Source organism: Planctomycetaceae bacterium (genome assembly GCA_041398785.1).
Taxonomy (GTDB): domain Bacteria; phylum Planctomycetota; class Planctomycetia; order Planctomycetales; family Planctomycetaceae; genus JAWKUA01.
Genome location: JAWKUA010000004.1, coordinates 227,182 through 241,202, shown reverse-complemented (window position 1 = coordinate 241,202; position 14,021 = coordinate 227,182). Strand labels below are relative to the sequence as shown.

The 14,021-nt window shown below is 58.6% G+C and carries 13 protein-coding genes; 7 read left to right on the top strand and 6 right to left on the bottom strand.

Annotation, left to right across the window (positions count from 1 at the left end):
• Positions 1-12 precede the first annotated feature (12 nt).
• The 5 genes from rbfA to ruvB all read left to right on the top strand — a co-directional run bounded on the left by rbfA (position 13) and on the right by ruvB (position 6,366).
• The gene (gene rbfA / locus R3C19_06520; GenBank protein MEZ6059997.1) at positions 13-486 is read left to right on the top strand and encodes a 30S ribosome-binding factor RbfA; all 474 of its coding nucleotides are present in this window, start codon (positions 13-15) and stop codon (positions 484-486) included.
• A 107-nt stretch (positions 487-593) separates the two neighbouring features.
• A complete protein-coding gene (locus R3C19_06515; protein ID MEZ6059996.1) occupies positions 594-1,496 on the top strand; it encodes a hypothetical protein in 903 nt (300 codons plus the stop codon).
• Between the two features lie 100 nt (positions 1,497-1,596).
• Positions 1,597-3,948: a tetratricopeptide repeat protein gene (locus tag R3C19_06510; protein MEZ6059995.1), complete on the top strand. Its 2,352-nt coding sequence runs from the start codon at positions 1,597-1,599 to the stop codon at positions 3,946-3,948.
• A gap of 508 nt (positions 3,949-4,456) precedes the next feature.
• The gene (locus R3C19_06505; GenBank protein ID MEZ6059994.1) at positions 4,457-5,212 is read left to right on the top strand and encodes a YebC/PmpR family DNA-binding transcriptional regulator; all 756 of its coding nucleotides are present in this window, start codon (positions 4,457-4,459) and stop codon (positions 5,210-5,212) included.
• A 5-nt stretch (positions 5,213-5,217) separates the two neighbouring features.
• Positions 5,218-6,366 carry a Holliday junction branch migration DNA helicase RuvB gene (ruvB, locus tag R3C19_06500; GenBank protein ID MEZ6059993.1) on the top strand — a complete coding sequence of 383 codons (1,149 nt, stop codon included), beginning with the start codon at positions 5,218-5,220 and terminating at the stop codon, positions 6,364-6,366.
• Between the two features lie 23 nt (positions 6,367-6,389).
• Here ruvB and R3C19_06495 read toward each other — a convergent pair whose 3' ends face one another.
• The gene (locus R3C19_06495; GenBank protein ID MEZ6059992.1) at positions 6,390-7,175 is read right to left on the bottom strand and encodes an inositol monophosphatase family protein; all 786 of its coding nucleotides are present in this window, start codon (positions 7,173-7,175) and stop codon (positions 6,390-6,392) included.
• A 366-nt stretch (positions 7,176-7,541) separates the two neighbouring features.
• Here R3C19_06495 and R3C19_06490 point away from each other — a divergent pair, with 366 nt between their 5' ends.
• Positions 7,542-8,255 (top strand): DNA alkylation repair protein, encoded by a 714-nt coding sequence (locus tag R3C19_06490; GenBank protein MEZ6059991.1) that lies wholly within the window; start codon positions 7,542-7,544, stop codon positions 8,253-8,255.
• Here R3C19_06490 and R3C19_06485 read toward each other — a convergent pair.
• The 4 genes from R3C19_06485 to R3C19_06470 form a co-directional block, all read right to left on the bottom strand.
• On the bottom strand, positions 8,252-10,162 hold the full coding sequence (locus R3C19_06485) for an ABC transporter ATP-binding protein (GenBank protein ID MEZ6059990.1): 1,911 nt from the start codon (positions 10,160-10,162) through the stop codon (positions 8,252-8,254). The two genes, R3C19_06490 and R3C19_06485, sit on opposite strands and share 4 nt — an antisense overlap.
• A gap of 650 nt (positions 10,163-10,812) precedes the next feature.
• Positions 10,813-11,793 carry an ABC transporter permease subunit gene (locus R3C19_06480; GenBank protein ID MEZ6059989.1) on the bottom strand — a complete coding sequence of 327 codons (981 nt, stop codon included), beginning with the start codon at positions 11,791-11,793 and terminating at the stop codon, positions 10,813-10,815.
• 99 nt (positions 11,794-11,892) lie between these two features.
• Positions 11,893-12,168 (bottom strand): acylphosphatase, encoded by a 276-nt coding sequence (locus R3C19_06475; protein MEZ6059988.1) that lies wholly within the window; start codon positions 12,166-12,168, stop codon positions 11,893-11,895.
• A 4-nt stretch (positions 12,169-12,172) separates the two neighbouring features.
• Positions 12,173-12,868: a fumarylacetoacetate hydrolase family protein gene (locus tag R3C19_06470; protein ID MEZ6059987.1), complete on the bottom strand. Its 696-nt coding sequence runs from the start codon at positions 12,866-12,868 to the stop codon at positions 12,173-12,175.
• Between R3C19_06470 and R3C19_06465 the strand changes: the two genes are divergently transcribed.
• The gene (locus R3C19_06465; GenBank protein MEZ6059986.1) at positions 12,854-13,168 is read left to right on the top strand and encodes a hypothetical protein; all 315 of its coding nucleotides are present in this window, start codon (positions 12,854-12,856) and stop codon (positions 13,166-13,168) included. The two genes, R3C19_06470 and R3C19_06465, sit on opposite strands and share 15 nt — an antisense overlap.
• 196 nt (positions 13,169-13,364) lie before the next feature.
• On the opposite strand, the gene R3C19_06460 is transcribed toward R3C19_06465, so the two are convergent.
• Positions 13,365-13,880 carry a hypothetical protein gene (locus R3C19_06460; GenBank protein MEZ6059985.1) on the bottom strand — a complete coding sequence of 172 codons (516 nt, stop codon included), beginning with the start codon at positions 13,878-13,880 and terminating at the stop codon, positions 13,365-13,367.
• Positions 13,881-14,021: the final 141 nt, after the last annotated feature.

Below are 14,021 nucleotides of genomic sequence, written 5' to 3'. Positions count from 1 at the left end.
GAAAAGAGTTCCATGCCGTCGCGAAGAACCGCACGTGTTGCTTCCGTGATTCGTGAAGTTGTCAGCACCACGATTCTGAATGAGCTTCGAGATCCACGCATCAAATACGTCACGGTGCTGGGTGCGGACGTCAGCCCGGATCTGCGGTACGCGAAAATCCGTATTTCCGTGATGGGCACCGAAAAAGACGCAGCATTGACGCTGCACGGTCTGGAATCTGCCAGGGGATATCTGCAGTCGAAAGTCGCTGAACGCGTTAAGACGCGATATACTCCGGAACTTCGTTTCGAAATCGACGACGGGGTCCGCAAATCGATCGAAGCGACGCGTATTCTGCGCGAGGTCCTTCCCGATCGCGAAGACGAGGCTGCTTCAGTTACTGAATCCGCATCACGGGATGAATCGGCTTCAGAATCGCCGAATGACGCAGCCTCCGGGGGTCCCGAATACCAGCGTCTCTCCGGTGCCGAAAATGCCGGGTCCTGAAAGGTTCCCGGATTCATGCAGATATTGGCGACTGGATCAGGGAACGCCATCCACCCCGAAGTCCGGGGACAAATTGATCGCTAGATAGCTCCGAACAGGATGAAGACATGCCATCGGCGTCGGCCACTAAAGCAAGTGACAAGCAACAGGCGTGCAGGAAACTGACCTCCCTGCTGCAGAAGGATTACGGCAGATCGGTTCCAAAGCTGGATCTGCCGGTTCTGGAAACCATGCTGTTTGCCACGTGCCTGGAAGACAACGGCTGGGAACAGGCACGTGCGGGCTACGACAAACTGCTCCGGTCGTTCTTTGATCTGAATGAGATTCGGGTCAGCTCAGTCGCGGAGATTGAAGCTGCACTTTCGGAGCTCAATCGCGCGGACTGGAAGGGACTTCGGATCCGGGCACTGCTGCGATTTGTGTTTGAGGCAAACTACAGCTTCGAATACGAAAAGCTGCGGAGGCTCACGCTGGATTCCGCTCAGAAGCGGCTGAAAAAGATCGACGCGCTGTCGCCGTTCATCCGTAATTTCACGCTGCAGCAGGTGCTGGGATGTCACCTGGTCTGCCTGGATGATGTCAGCCTTCGGGCCGCAATTTGTCTGGGGATCGTTCCCGTCGGCAGCGACGAAGAATCCGGAGGCGAATTCCTGAAGGCCGGCATCAAGAAATCCGACGCTCCCGGCTTTGCCTATCTGCTGCGATGTCTGGCGACTGACCCAAAGTACGCGGGGCGGTTCGCGGAACCGCCGCAGGAGGAATTCGACGTTTCCAGCGTGGAATCAAGGCTGAAGGAACTGAAGAATCCGCCCCGGAAAAAGGCAGCGGCGAAGTCCGAGGCGAAGCCAAAGAAGAAGACGACCACGACCAGAAAGAAGCCCCCGGCAAGCGCCGCTGCCAGCAAGTCGGCGGCCCGTAAGTCCGCCAAAACGTCGTCCGCTCCCAGGAAGAAGACAGCCAGAAAGCCGACACCGGGGACAAAGAAGAAGTCCCCTGCCCGAAAGAAGTAGTGGTCCGAAATTGCCGTCGAAATGACCGATTGAGCAAGACCGCAGCGTGAGCGTACAATGGCTGCCCGTACCTCCATGTTGCCTTCCGCTGGACATTCCCATGATGGATTTTTGCCTGTCTTCAGTGCGGACTTTTCTTGCCTGCACAGCGATTGTCACCCTGATTGCGGCCGCCTCTGACGCTCAGGTTCCGACAGCACCGGAAAGCTCCGCAGGCGAACTTCCGGGGCTTCAGCAACCGGGTGACGACATTCTGACTCCGTTGCCGGAAACCGCCCGAAAACCGGATAAGCAGCGCGAGGAAGCTCTGGCGTGGTACATGGATGCACTGGCCGCTCAGAAGGAAGGTGATTTTCCGGCAGCTCTGAAATCACTCGAAAAGGCCATCGCGGCTGACCCAACAGCGTCGGAACCCGTCAAGTCCCAGGCATTATTGTTGATGGGGCTGGGGCGAATGGAGCAGGCCGAAGAAGCAGCGTCCAGGGCGATTCAGCTTGATGCCGACGATTTCGAAACGCGCCTTCGCCTGGCAATCGTGCTGCTTTCCAGGGGTGAAGCCGGACGGTCCGTCCAGCTCCTGGAAGAAGCACTGGCCTCAAAGCGGATCAGGCAGCATTCTCCCGAACTCATCCAACTGCACAGCATACGCGGACGACTTGCGCTGGAATTGAAGGACACCGCCAAAGCAGCGGAAAGCTACGGCGTTCTGCTGAATGCACTGGAACGCCCGGAAGACTTTGGACTGGATTTTCGCCAGCACAACGCCCTGATGACTGACCGAAATACCGGCTACCAGGCCATCGGAACGGTCATGCTGCAACTGGGGCGAAATGACGACGCCATAGCCGCCTTCAAAGCGCTGGCTCGCGTCAACAACGACGCTCCCGGCGACTATCACCTGGCACTCGCACAGGCGTACTTTCGTGCCGACAGGAACGAAGAAGCTGAAGCGTCACTGTACAGCTACTTCGAAACGAAACACCGAAGTCGTCAGGCGCTGGAGCTGCTCCGCGACCTGTATGCCGCGACAAATCGAACTGAGCAACTCGTGGAACGACTGCGGCTGCTGTCCGAGGACACACGCGACGTCGGTACTGTCAATTTGTTTCTTGGAGAACAGTTCCTTGCCCGTGGTGAGATCGAGGCAGCGACCGGGCTGTACGAGCAGGTCATCAATGAAACCGGTGACGCAGACGCATATCTGGGACTGCTGCGAGTCGACGTTCTGAAACGCGACACGGACTCCCTGCTGACAACAATGCAGAAGGCGCTGCGAGCGCGGATTCAGATCCAGGAACTGGTCCCGCTGGCCAGCGAAATCGCCTCAGACAAGACTCTCGCGGAATCTGTCGTCGATGCGTGCCTGAAGCGGTCCGACGATCCGGGCAGCGAGCTGTTTCCTGAAATCAGCTATCTGTGCAGCACGATCGCCAGAGAAATCAAAGTTACGGAAAAGGAAGCCCGGCTTCTGCAGGTCACCCTCGATCGCAATCCCGGGCCGGCCCTGGGTATCCAGGCGCTTGAACAGCTCGGCATCAACCAGTTGGCAATGGACAACTACGCCGATGCCGCTGGCAGCTTTCGAAGACTGCTGGCGGTCCCGGCGCTGCCGCAGGACCGTCGCGTCATGGCATTGTACCGCCTGTCGTTTGCGGAAACCTTCAACGCAAACCATGCGGAAGCGATTGCCGCAGTCAAAGCGGCCCTGGACATCAGCCCTCAGAACCCCGAACTGACCTATCAGCTCGGCTGGGTTCAGGTGCAGGCCGACGAATATCAGGATGCAGAGACCACGCTCAAACTGGCCATTCGATTGTCCTCAGGCGATCCCGGAACGGAACACCGCGCGCGGCTGCTGCTCGGGGGACTCTACGCTCAGCAGGAACGGTGGCCGGAAAGCATTGAGGTCTATTCAGCCCTGGTTGCCAGTTCATCAATCGACGCGGACCTCCTTCGTCGAACACGATTGGCGCTTTCCAACGCCTACGTCCAGCAGGGAGACACCGCCACCGGGGAACGCGTGCTGGAAGAAGTCTACAAGACCAACCCCGATGACCCGGGAGTCAACAACGACCTTGGATATCTCTACGCCGACCAGGGAAAGAACCTGGAACAGGCGGAGAAGATGATTCGGCTGGCAGTCGCCGCGGAACCTGATAATCCTGCATATCTCGACAGCCTTGGCTGGGTCCTTTTCCGACTCGATCGAAACGAAGAAGCTTTGCAGGCCCTGCAAAAAGCCAACGGTGATCCCGGATTCCGCGACTCGACGATCATGGAACACCTCGGTGACGTACTGAATGCTCTGAATCGCGGCGAAGACGCGGTCAAAACATGGAAGGAAGCCCTGACCATTGAAGAACAGTCGGAGCACCCGGACCCCGCCGTCATGAATCGGATAAAGTCCAAACTGCCTGAAACCGGAACGGAAACGGAAGAGAAGGAAGAGTAGCGTTTTGCCAAATGCGACGTGCCGGCGCGTCCCGGGACTGTATCACCTCCGCTTCCGGCAAATGGGTTGTGTCGGCAGAAATCGGGACTTGACTGCTGGAATGGTCGCCCTCGTTTCTTGCCCGGTCAGTTCGATCAGGAACAACAGGAACGGCACCGGATCCGCACAAGCCCGCAGCAAAGCCAATAGTTGTCGTAACGCAGCCGGTTTTACATTCCCGTAACTCAGGGTTTCATTCGATCAGATGCAGCATGTCGTGAAACGCGGTTTCCATTCGTTTACCCAGGGTCGGCGGCGGTGCAGTGCGGCCATGCGTCGCGCGATCGCTGTGCCGCTGGGTTCGCTCAATCAACTCGTCACGATGCCTGACACGTGGCCGCGTGCCGCGCACGCCGACGGTCGCGGATCAAAATGGACGGAACGAGAGTGACTTTGTCCTGACCTGCGACCAGGATCGGTTCACTCACCACAGACGAACCTCCCTCACACCACTTGCTTTTTGAGACACATGGCTGGTCATTCTCACTGGGCGAACATCGCCGCGAAAAAATCCCGGATCGACAAGAAGAAGGGAAAGCTGTTCGGAAAACTCAGCCGCGCGATTATCGTCGCTGCACAGCATGGCGGCGGCGATCCGTCCGCCAACCTGGCATTGCGGTATGCGATCGACAAGGCTCGCAAAAACAGCATGCCGATGGACAACATCGACCGCGCGATCAAGAAGGGTTGCGGCGAAAACTCCGGCGAGAACTACGAAGAAATTCTGTATGAAGGTTACGGCCCTTCGGGAGTCGCTGTGATGTGCGAAATCCTGACGGAAAACAGAAATCGCACGGCCGGGGAAGTGCGCAAGATCTTTGAAGTCAACGGCGGAAATCTTGGTGCAACCGGCTGCGTCGCATGGATGTTTGCCCGGAAAGCAGTGTTCAACATCAGCCCCGCCGTAACCGATGAAGAGACTCTGTTCCATGTTGCCCTGGACGCGGGAGCCGAAGACGTTTCGCTGGCGGGCGATGTCTTCGAAGTCACGGGGCCTCCCGATCAGTTCCAGGCGATTGCAGACGCACTGGAAACAGCCGGTATCCAACCCGAATCGTCCGAGATCTTGCGAGTACCGCAGAATACTGTCGACCTGGATGCCGAAAACGCGCGTCGCGTCCTCAAACTGCTCGACGCTCTGGAAGACAACGATGACGTGCAAAACGTGACTGCCAATTTCAATCTGCCTGACAGTGTCATGCAGGAAGTTCTGGCCGAAAGCTGACGGCCATGGGGCGAGAAACCACTATCCGGCACGACGACGACTACGATCCGGATCACGATCGCTCACGCCGCGCACGAGCTGACAACCGGCCGCCGCGACCTGTGTCTGCGGGTGGCGGTGATTCGGCATTTGCGGATGACGATTTCGATGACGAACTGCGTCCGTCGCGTCTGCAGGATGTCGTGGGACAATCGGCCGTCGTCGAACGGATTCGCATTCTTCTGGAAGCGGCCAGAAAGCGAAATGAACCGCTGGGTCATTTGCTGATGGTGGGTCCGCCGGGGCTGGGCAAGACCACGCTGGCCAGCGTGATCCCCCGCGAATTGGGGACTGATTTTCAACAAACGGTCGGGCCGTCCCTGAGTGCTCCGAAGGATCTGCTGCCCTACCTGACGAATGCCGGCGAAGGGTCCGTGCTGTTTATTGACGAAATCCACCGGATGCCGCCGTCCGTCGAGGAGTTCATGTATCCGGCGATGGAGGATTTCCGGGTCGACATTACGTTGGGTGACGGCCTGAATGCGCGGACGATCAACATGAAATTGCAGCCGTTCACCATCATTGGAGCCACAACCCGAAGCGGAATGCTGACCGCGCCTCTGCGAGACCGGTTCGTCAACCGCGAGCAACTGAATTTCTATTCACTCGACGAACTGACAACGATCATTCAGCGCAATTCGCGCAAGCTGCGGACGGAAATCGACGATGCCGCCGCTCAGGAAATTGCGCTGCGGTCACGAGGAACTCCTCGAAAAGCCAACAACTGGCTGCGATGGACGCGCGACTACGCGGACGCCCGCGCCGACGGCCGTATCAGCCTGGATGTTGCCAGAGCTGCTCTGAAAATGAAGGGTGTTGATGATCGCGGTCTGGAGGAGCTGGATTGCCGCTACCTGGAAACCATTATCACGGTGTTCAGCGGCGGTCCGGCCGGAGTTCAGTCGATTGCACATACAATGAACGTGCCGGCCGACACGCTGGAAGATGAAATCGAACCGTATCTGCTGCGGGAAGGTCTGATTTTGCGCACTCCGCGCGGTCGCATGGTGACTGCGGCAGCATGGCAGCATCTCGGCAAGGCTCCGCCGTGCGATCCAACGGACGAAAGCGGCGACGAGGACCGCGACACACACCAAAAGCGGCTGTTTCGCTGATTCGAGACGCTGCAAACGTGGTCTCACGCCGTCAACACATCGCGCACGGCATCTACCAGACCCGGCGCGCATGACACGCCGTCGCCGCCGAAAATGTTCTCTTCAAAATTCCAGTCGGTGCAGCTTCCACCGGCTTCCCGAACAATGGGAATCAAAGCCGCGATGTCCCAGGCGGACATCTGCGGATCGACGGCGATGTCCGCTCGACCGGTTGCCACCAGCATGTGACCGTAGCAGTCTCCCCAGCCGCGAGCAATTCGAACCTGTTGAAGGAACTTCGGCAACACCCAGCCTCTGCCAGCTCGAATGTCGGACGTCGGTTCCGTAAACATCAGCCGAGCGTTTGCCAGGTTCGCTTCATTCGAAACGCGGGCGGGGCGAGCCGGCTGGTCGCCGATCTGCCACCAGGCACCGCTGCCTTCGGCGGCGTAAACGACTTCGTGCAGCGCAGGAAACCGGCAGACGCCTCCCACCATGCGCCCGTCGCGCTCAATGCCAATCAGCGTCCCGAAGAGTGGCACTCCATAAATAAACGGCTTTGTTCCGTCGATCGGGTCAACGATCCATCGAAATCCGCTGGTGCCGGTGACGTCATCAAATTCCTCGCCCAGGATTCCATCATCGGGAAACGACGCGGCAATTTGACCACGAATCGACTGCTCCGCTCCCCTATCGGCAATGGTCACCGGCGAATCATCCGCCTTCGACTCGACCCCCAGCGTCTGAGACTGGTAATGCTGCAGGATGAGTGTTGCGGCGTCGCGACTCGCCGCATTCGCAAGTTCCAGTCGTGCGGAGATCTCTGACATGACGTTCTCGGAAAGTTGACAGGCAACTCGTCGGGCGATCCATTCTGCGATGCCCGCGTGGTTTGCGAAGTCCCGCAACAAGATTCGCCGCGGCAGCAGTTTTTGTTGGAAGCACTTATGATGCAACCGAATCAGAACGAAGGCAGCATAGCGGGGCCGTGTCGAGCCGCAACGGTGACGCTGGCGTGCTCCCGGAAACCTGATCCATACAGTATGAGAGGTTCAGCGACCGAGTTGGTCAGAGAGACTTTCGATGACGAAGCGACAAAAGATCCAGAGAGCGGAGCAGATTTTGAATTAGCTGTGGAACGCGCCACAGGGTCACTTTACCGACGATTCACGACGTTCAGTGAAAAGGAGAGCTAAATGCCCACAGTCAGCGACATCATGCAGCAACTCGAAAAACTGGGAACGGCACAAACGCGAAAGACGTTCGCTCGGCACGGTGCGCCGGTCGACCGGATGTTCGGAGTCAAAGTGGGTGACCTGAAGCCCATTCTGAAGAAGCTTCGAGGCCAGCAGGAACTGGCCATGCAGCTTTACGCGACCGGAAACAGCGACGCGATGTATCTGGCCGGACTCGTGGCTGATGGTTCACAGATGACGAAGAAGCAGCTCAATGACTGGGCGAAGCAGGCGTCATGGTACATGATCGGAGAATACACGGTCCCCGGTGTCGCTTCAGAAAGCAGAGTCGCGTGCGAATTGGCCCGAAAGTGGATTGATGCGAAGCAGCCGAGCATCGCTTCGTGCGGCTGGGCGACCTGGTCCGCGATCGTGGCCACGAAACCGGATGAGGAACTTGACCTGCGGGAGATTCAATCGCTGCTGGACCGGGTCGTGAAGCAGATTGAATCAGCCCCCAACCGAGTACGATACACAATGAACGCATTTGTCATTTCGGTGGGCACGTACGTCGCTCCGCTGCTGGACAGGGCGAAAGAAGCTGCCCGGAAGATCGGCAAGGTTCAGGTCGACGTGGGAAACACCGCGTGCAGGGTTCCGCTGGCTTCGGACTACATCGCGAAGGTCGAATCAATGAACCGCGTCGGCAGGAAACGCAAAACGATGAAGTGCTAGTTTCGGAACACGTTGAAGTTGACGTACTCCCAGTGGCGGTAGAGTTCGGACGTTCGTACCAGGTCGTCATGTCGACCGTCCACAGCGACTCTGCCGTCACTCAGCATTACAACACGATCGCATTTCTTGACGGTGGACAGTCGCGTCGGCAGAAAGATCACTGTGCGGTTCGCGGAAATACGCTGGTAGGCGTCGTCGAGCATCGCCTTGGTTTCCGCATCCAGTGCCGCTGTGGGTTCTTCGATGATCAGCAGCGCAGGGTTCCGGGCAACGGCTCGTGCCAGGCTAAGGCGATAAACCTGCCCCACTTCCAGTTGATGGCCATGTTCCCCGATAACAGCTTCATAGCCGTGCGGTAACTGCCGAATGAAGCTTTCCGCGTGAACGAGCTTGCTGGCTTCAATCGCGTCCTGCCGGGAAATATCCGCCTGGCCGCAGGTAATGTTTTCCAGAACGGTGGCGTTAAATACGGCGTTTTCGGCCGTCGCGATCATGACTTCGGCACGGAGTGACTCCAGTGTTGCCTGCTGAATATTCTGTCCGTCGATCAGCACTTGTCCCGCTTTGGGAATACTGAACCGCGGGATCAGACTCACCAGGGCCGACACTTCCGCCGGTTTCATTGACAGCAATGCAACACGTTCGCCGGAGCTGATTCGCAGATCAAGGTTCTTCAGCAGCTCCCGATGGTCGTCAGATTCGAAAGTGATCTGGTCAAACTGCAGTGTCCGAGCCATAGGTTCCAGAAACCTGGCTCCGACCACCTGACCCACGGCGGGAACCTGCCGCAGATATTCGTGAACGTCATTCGAAGCAACCGTCGCGGAAACCTGCAGTGATCGAGCGGGCTGCAGAGTCTTCAGTGACAGAAACACGGCTGCACCCGCAGCCAGCAATACGGTCGCGGCAGCAACACCAAACGCTCCGTCCACCAGCAGGTGCCGGACAAGAATGAACAGCAGGATTGCTGCGCAGCCGGTCAGCAGGATCCGCATCGTCCAGCGTGATCGCAGACGCTGCTTTCGAAGGTGAGCACAGCGGTCCCCATACTGCTGCAGGTTGGTTTCAAACTGCTGTTGTTCGAAGGATTCCATGCCGTAGCCGGAAACGGTCCGCGTTTTGCGCAATCCCACAGCCAGACGTTCGAGTCCTCGATCGACCTGTTCGGAAAGCAGTCGCTGCGACGCGTCGTGACGGCTGCTTTCCAGCCTCAGCACGTACCAGCAAACGACGATGGGAATCAGGCATTCCGCACCGACTCGCAGGTTAACAAGTCCGATCAGCACCAGCAGCACAGCCAGATCCGCACCGCCACACAACACGCGCCAGCCCCAGTCCTGACTGTCTCGCTCAAGCTGACTCGCGCTGTTTTGAAAGAGGTTGGTGGTCGCAGCGTTCCGAGCGCCGGTCAGGTCGCCGGTGTCCAGACGCAGCGAATGACGATGAATATGCTCGCGCAAACGGCGAACAGCCGCTGACACGTGGCTGCTGACGAAATTCTCTGCAATGCCCTGAAGCGCCCATCGCACGGCCAGCAATGCACTGCCAAACAGAATCAGCACGACCAGAGCGGACGAGTTCGTGTGCAGCAGTCGGACGCCAACGATCAATGGTCGAAACAATCGACCGAGGGCGTGGCCGTGTAGTTCCGCGGCTACAGGCAGCAATCCTGAGTTCGCCTGATTAACCTGGCCACGGTCCAGAGAGTCCGGAAGCGCTGATAAATCGGCGTCCGATAGCTGCCCCTGCGTATTGATCAGGGCAACCAGTCCACCCAGCGTCAGCAGCAGACCCGCCAGGCAGAGGGCCGAAACAGCGGCGGCCAGCGTTGCCGGCAGCAGTACCGGGGTGACAAATTGGCGCCGCGAAATGATGCGACTCAGCGAATCTGTCGAAGCTTCCGACACAGTCATTGCCTTCCACAGCCGGATTGCATGTCCTGCGATGTCTGCAGCAACGGTCACGGTCGCCGGACATCGCGCCCTGTTGACAACCTACACAGCCGGCATGGCTGTCACAATGTTCGCGGTACCGGTGGCGACAATTTCTCGGCGGTCCGTTCGACACAACCGGAACCATCTGACTACGCCAAAATTCGTTCGGCCGCGAACTGCGGAAGCGCTGCGGCGGCCTTCGGTCTGGTGTAAGAGTCCGGCGGGATTCCAACTCGCGGATTCTCCCGCAGCGGTGCCGGGATGACGTCGCCCGTACCGAACAACAGCCCCGGTAAGCGGCCCAGTGGGAAAGCCGTACGCCGGTCGCGGGATGACAGCAATCGACGGTGGCGGCGATGGCTTTCCCGAAGCCAGCCGATTACCCCATGGCTTCCCTGAGAGCATCCCGCGTCAATCTCCGGACGCGCTTGACGCAGCAGGTCGGGAAGCCGGTGCCTGCATTAACGCGACGTAAGGCGTGCGGCAGATGAGAATCTACCCGCCAGCCCCGGTTCTCTGCGCACACAACCGCGGCGAGCGCCGTGCGGCTCGCGGGCGGGTAACAGCTCAACTGCCGCTCGCGTAAGGTCACGAAAGCTGGCGGCAAGAAGGTGCCGTGCAATTCACGCGAGGTCGCGATCTTCGAAGAGGATGAACGCCACCAGGATGATTGCTGCCGAATATGCCACGCCGTACAGCAGTGTGTACCCCAAATAGGAAGGCTGAACGGCGCGGCCTGTCGCGATGGCGGCGGAGATGTTAAACGATTCCAGCGACGGCAGAATTGTGGCAATCAGTCGAGCCGTAAAGGTCACGGCTTCGTTCTTGATGACGCGGTCACCCTGAGAAACCATCATGGGCGTCAGGTTGCCGATCACGAACACCGCGAAGCAGGCCACCAGATTCACAACCATCGGCAGCCGAGTGGCGATCGCGACGCTGATGGCAGCCAGCACGCTGACCTGAAACAGGGTCAGCACGATGCCCGGCAAGACCTGCGTCACAACGCTGAGTCGGTATGACTCCGGCCAGGGGTATTCAAAGCCACTGGAAGTTTTCGCCCACTCAAACAGCGGAGCAATTTCCTGCGACATCTCTCGCTGGTCGTAGCCGACCTTGTAGTAGACCAGCAGCGTGAACAGCAGCGCCAGCGGAGCAAACAGCCACAGCACTCCCTGAATGATCCCGATATACTTTCCCAGAACAAACTGTCGTCGATTGATGGGCTTGGAAAGCAGCGTCATTGCTGTCTTCCCTTCGATCTCACTGGTGATGCTGGTCCCCGCGGTCCAGACCGCCAGAAGTGCTCCGGCGATAAGCAGCGTCGCCAGGCCGCATTCCTTCAGCATTTTCACGTCATCTTCCAGCGTGAAGAATGGCATGAACGTGTTGACCAGCAGGACGGTGGCCGAAATCAGCAAAAGCAGCACGAACAACGGCTGCCGAATGGCCTCTTTAGTGGTCGCTCTGGCGATGATTCCGGCGCGGGTGCCATAGGCAAACCCAACCAGCGAGAAAAACAGCAGAAGAGCAACAACCCAGGCGGGGCGCCAGTCGGCGACGGACGCGACATTCTGCTGTGCAACAAGGAGAAGGTGGTTCATTGAGAATTTGCAGTAAAAACCTGTCAAACCGGGTCCACGGACGTCCTGACTACGCCGCCCCTATGGGCAGCGTTGGACGGAATTGTCAGAACTGCCGGATCAGTGCCGGATTTCGAAACTGCTGAATTCCCGCACTGGTTCGATCGCCATCTGCTCTACGGATTCGATATTTCCGCGAAAATGCTGGCGAATCGCGTCCAGCAGGGACTCGATTGCCGCCTGGTGGCCGGAAACAACGGCTTCGACACGACCGTCAGCCAGGTTGCGGACAAAGCCGGTCACCGTCAACTCCGCCGCGAGCCTGGAGACCGTCCAGCGAAATCCTACTCCCTGAACCTGTCCGCTGAAGAAGAACTGCCTCGTCGAATCGTCCACAGTGTCAGTCCTGCGGCCCCGTCAGCACTTCGTCGATCACCGGATTTGTCAGCATGCCGATTTTTTCGATTTCGACGCTCACGGTGTCGCCGTGTTTGAGGAAAACCGGGGGATTGCGAGCCATGCCGACTCCATGAGGCGTCCCGGTCAGAATCACGGTGCCGGGAGCCAGAACAGTGCTGGCACTCAGGAACTCGATGATTGTCGGCACGTCGAAAATCATGTCGTCGGTGTTCCAGTCCTGAACGACATCGCCGTTCAGTACGGTTCGAATCGACAGAGAATTCGGGTCGGGAATCTCGTCTGCTGTAACCAGACACGGACCCAGCGGGCAGAACGTGGCGAACGTCTTGCCGCGGCACCACTGGCCTCCGCCGCCGTTGCGCTGCCAGTCGCGGGCGCTGACGTCGTTGGCACAGGTGTAGCCGAGCACATAATTCAGCGCATCGTCCTTCGACACGTTGTAGCACGTCCTGCCGATCACAACCGCCAGCTCGCATTCATAATCGACCTTGTCGCTGTTCAGCTTTCGGGGCAGCACGATGGGATCGCCCGGATTCTGAGCTGCGGTGCTGGTCTTCATGAACAGCACCGGGTTTTCGGGAATCGCCGCTCCGCCTTCCTGAGCATGCCGCCGATAGTTCAGACCGATGCAAAGAATGTCCACCGGCTGAATCGGAGCCAGTTGCTTTCCCTTCACGACTTCGCCCGTATCCGTGAAATTTCCGAACAGAAAGCCGCCGATGCGCGTGAAATGGCCGTCGTCGTGCTGACGTGCGAAACTGGACGAGCCATCCTTTTGTTGCAATCGGGCGATCTTCATCGGCTTTGTGACCTCCGGTTAAGTGATGCCGAAACGGCTGGAACTGACGGCTTTCCTTTTTCCGGCATACCGCACGAATGGAAAGCATCGTCGTTCGCCGCGACCGTGTTCCGTGCCCGGCCGGGCGATTTATCGGAGATCAGCATACCAAAGAAAAATGCCCTGTCTTCCGTCTGAAGGAAGCAGGGCATTCTTTGAAACCGGGGGACTCTGTTCGAAACGTGCCGCGGCGAATCAGCGGGCTGCGCTCCATCGCCACGGGTTCGGCGGGCGAACACCTCCCGCGAAATCGGGTTCATGTCACCACTGAAGGCCGCAGTTTGCGCTGTCGGAACATTCGGCGCTGGTCGCCGACTTCATCCGGGCCGGGTTTTCAATATCCGGCGGTTCCGGGATAGACATGCACCGGCTGCGAACTGTACGGGTTTTGAGCCGGAGCGTGGCCGGACAGCAGTGGCGCCGCCTGGTAGCTGACCGGTGCTGCGGGAACGCCGTATCCGGAATTCTGAACCTGCTGCAGCGGGCGCTGTACCGGAACGGCCTGAGAATGCAGATTGCCGTTCAGATAGGGCTGGCGATAGCGATTCCAGAACTGCTGCGAATAAGGAGTGCCGTGCGACGCTCCCCAGACGCTGGTCGCGATCTGGGTCTGCGACAAAACGTGGCGGTAGTTGTACGGACGGAAGCTGTTGAACCCGCCGTATGCCGGAACTCGCTGGTATTGTCCGTGCAGCCACGGATCCTGGCGGTCGAACGGAAACAGCTGGCCGCCGGTTCCTGCGGCGATGCTGTCGGAGTACATGACTCCGGGCATCCCGACGTCCTGAGCCGAAGCACTTGCCACGCATAACAGGCAGCCGAGGGCCGCAATGAGGTGAGTTCGACGCATTGAATCCCTCCAAAGTCGAAAATTTCCGCGGAGACGCCTGGTCATCCGATAGTGATCGCGCTGCTGTACTGCATCCCTGACAGCGAATGTTCCTGTCTTCCTATCGGTCGCCGTGATCGTCGTCTTTTTCCAAAGCTGAAA

What these genes read in the sequence shown, in the direction of transcription:
- rbfA (MEZ6059997.1), top strand. Translation starts at nt 13, where the DNA reads ATGCCGTCGCGAAGAACCGCACGTGTTGCTTCCGTGATTCGTGAAGTT.
- R3C19_06515 (MEZ6059996.1), top strand. Translation starts at nt 594, where the DNA reads ATGCCATCGGCGTCGGCCACTAAAGCAAGTGACAAGCAACAGGCGTGC.
- R3C19_06510 (MEZ6059995.1), top strand. Translation starts at nt 1,597, where the DNA reads ATGATGGATTTTTGCCTGTCTTCAGTGCGGACTTTTCTTGCCTGCACA.
- R3C19_06505 (MEZ6059994.1), top strand. Translation starts at nt 4,457, where the DNA reads ATGGCTGGTCATTCTCACTGGGCGAACATCGCCGCGAAAAAATCCCGG.
- ruvB (MEZ6059993.1), top strand. Translation starts at nt 5,218, where the DNA reads ATGGGGCGAGAAACCACTATCCGGCACGACGACGACTACGATCCGGAT.
- R3C19_06495 (MEZ6059992.1), bottom strand. Translation starts at nt 7,175, where the DNA reads ATGTCAGAGATCTCCGCACGACTGGAACTTGCGAATGCGGCGAGTCGC.
- R3C19_06490 (MEZ6059991.1), top strand. Translation starts at nt 7,542, where the DNA reads ATGCCCACAGTCAGCGACATCATGCAGCAACTCGAAAAACTGGGAACG.
- R3C19_06480 (MEZ6059989.1), bottom strand. Translation starts at nt 11,793, where the DNA reads ATGAACCACCTTCTCCTTGTTGCACAGCAGAATGTCGCGTCCGTCGCC.
- R3C19_06460 (MEZ6059985.1), bottom strand. Translation starts at nt 13,880, where the DNA reads ATGCGTCGAACTCACCTCATTGCGGCCCTCGGCTGCCTGTTATGCGTG.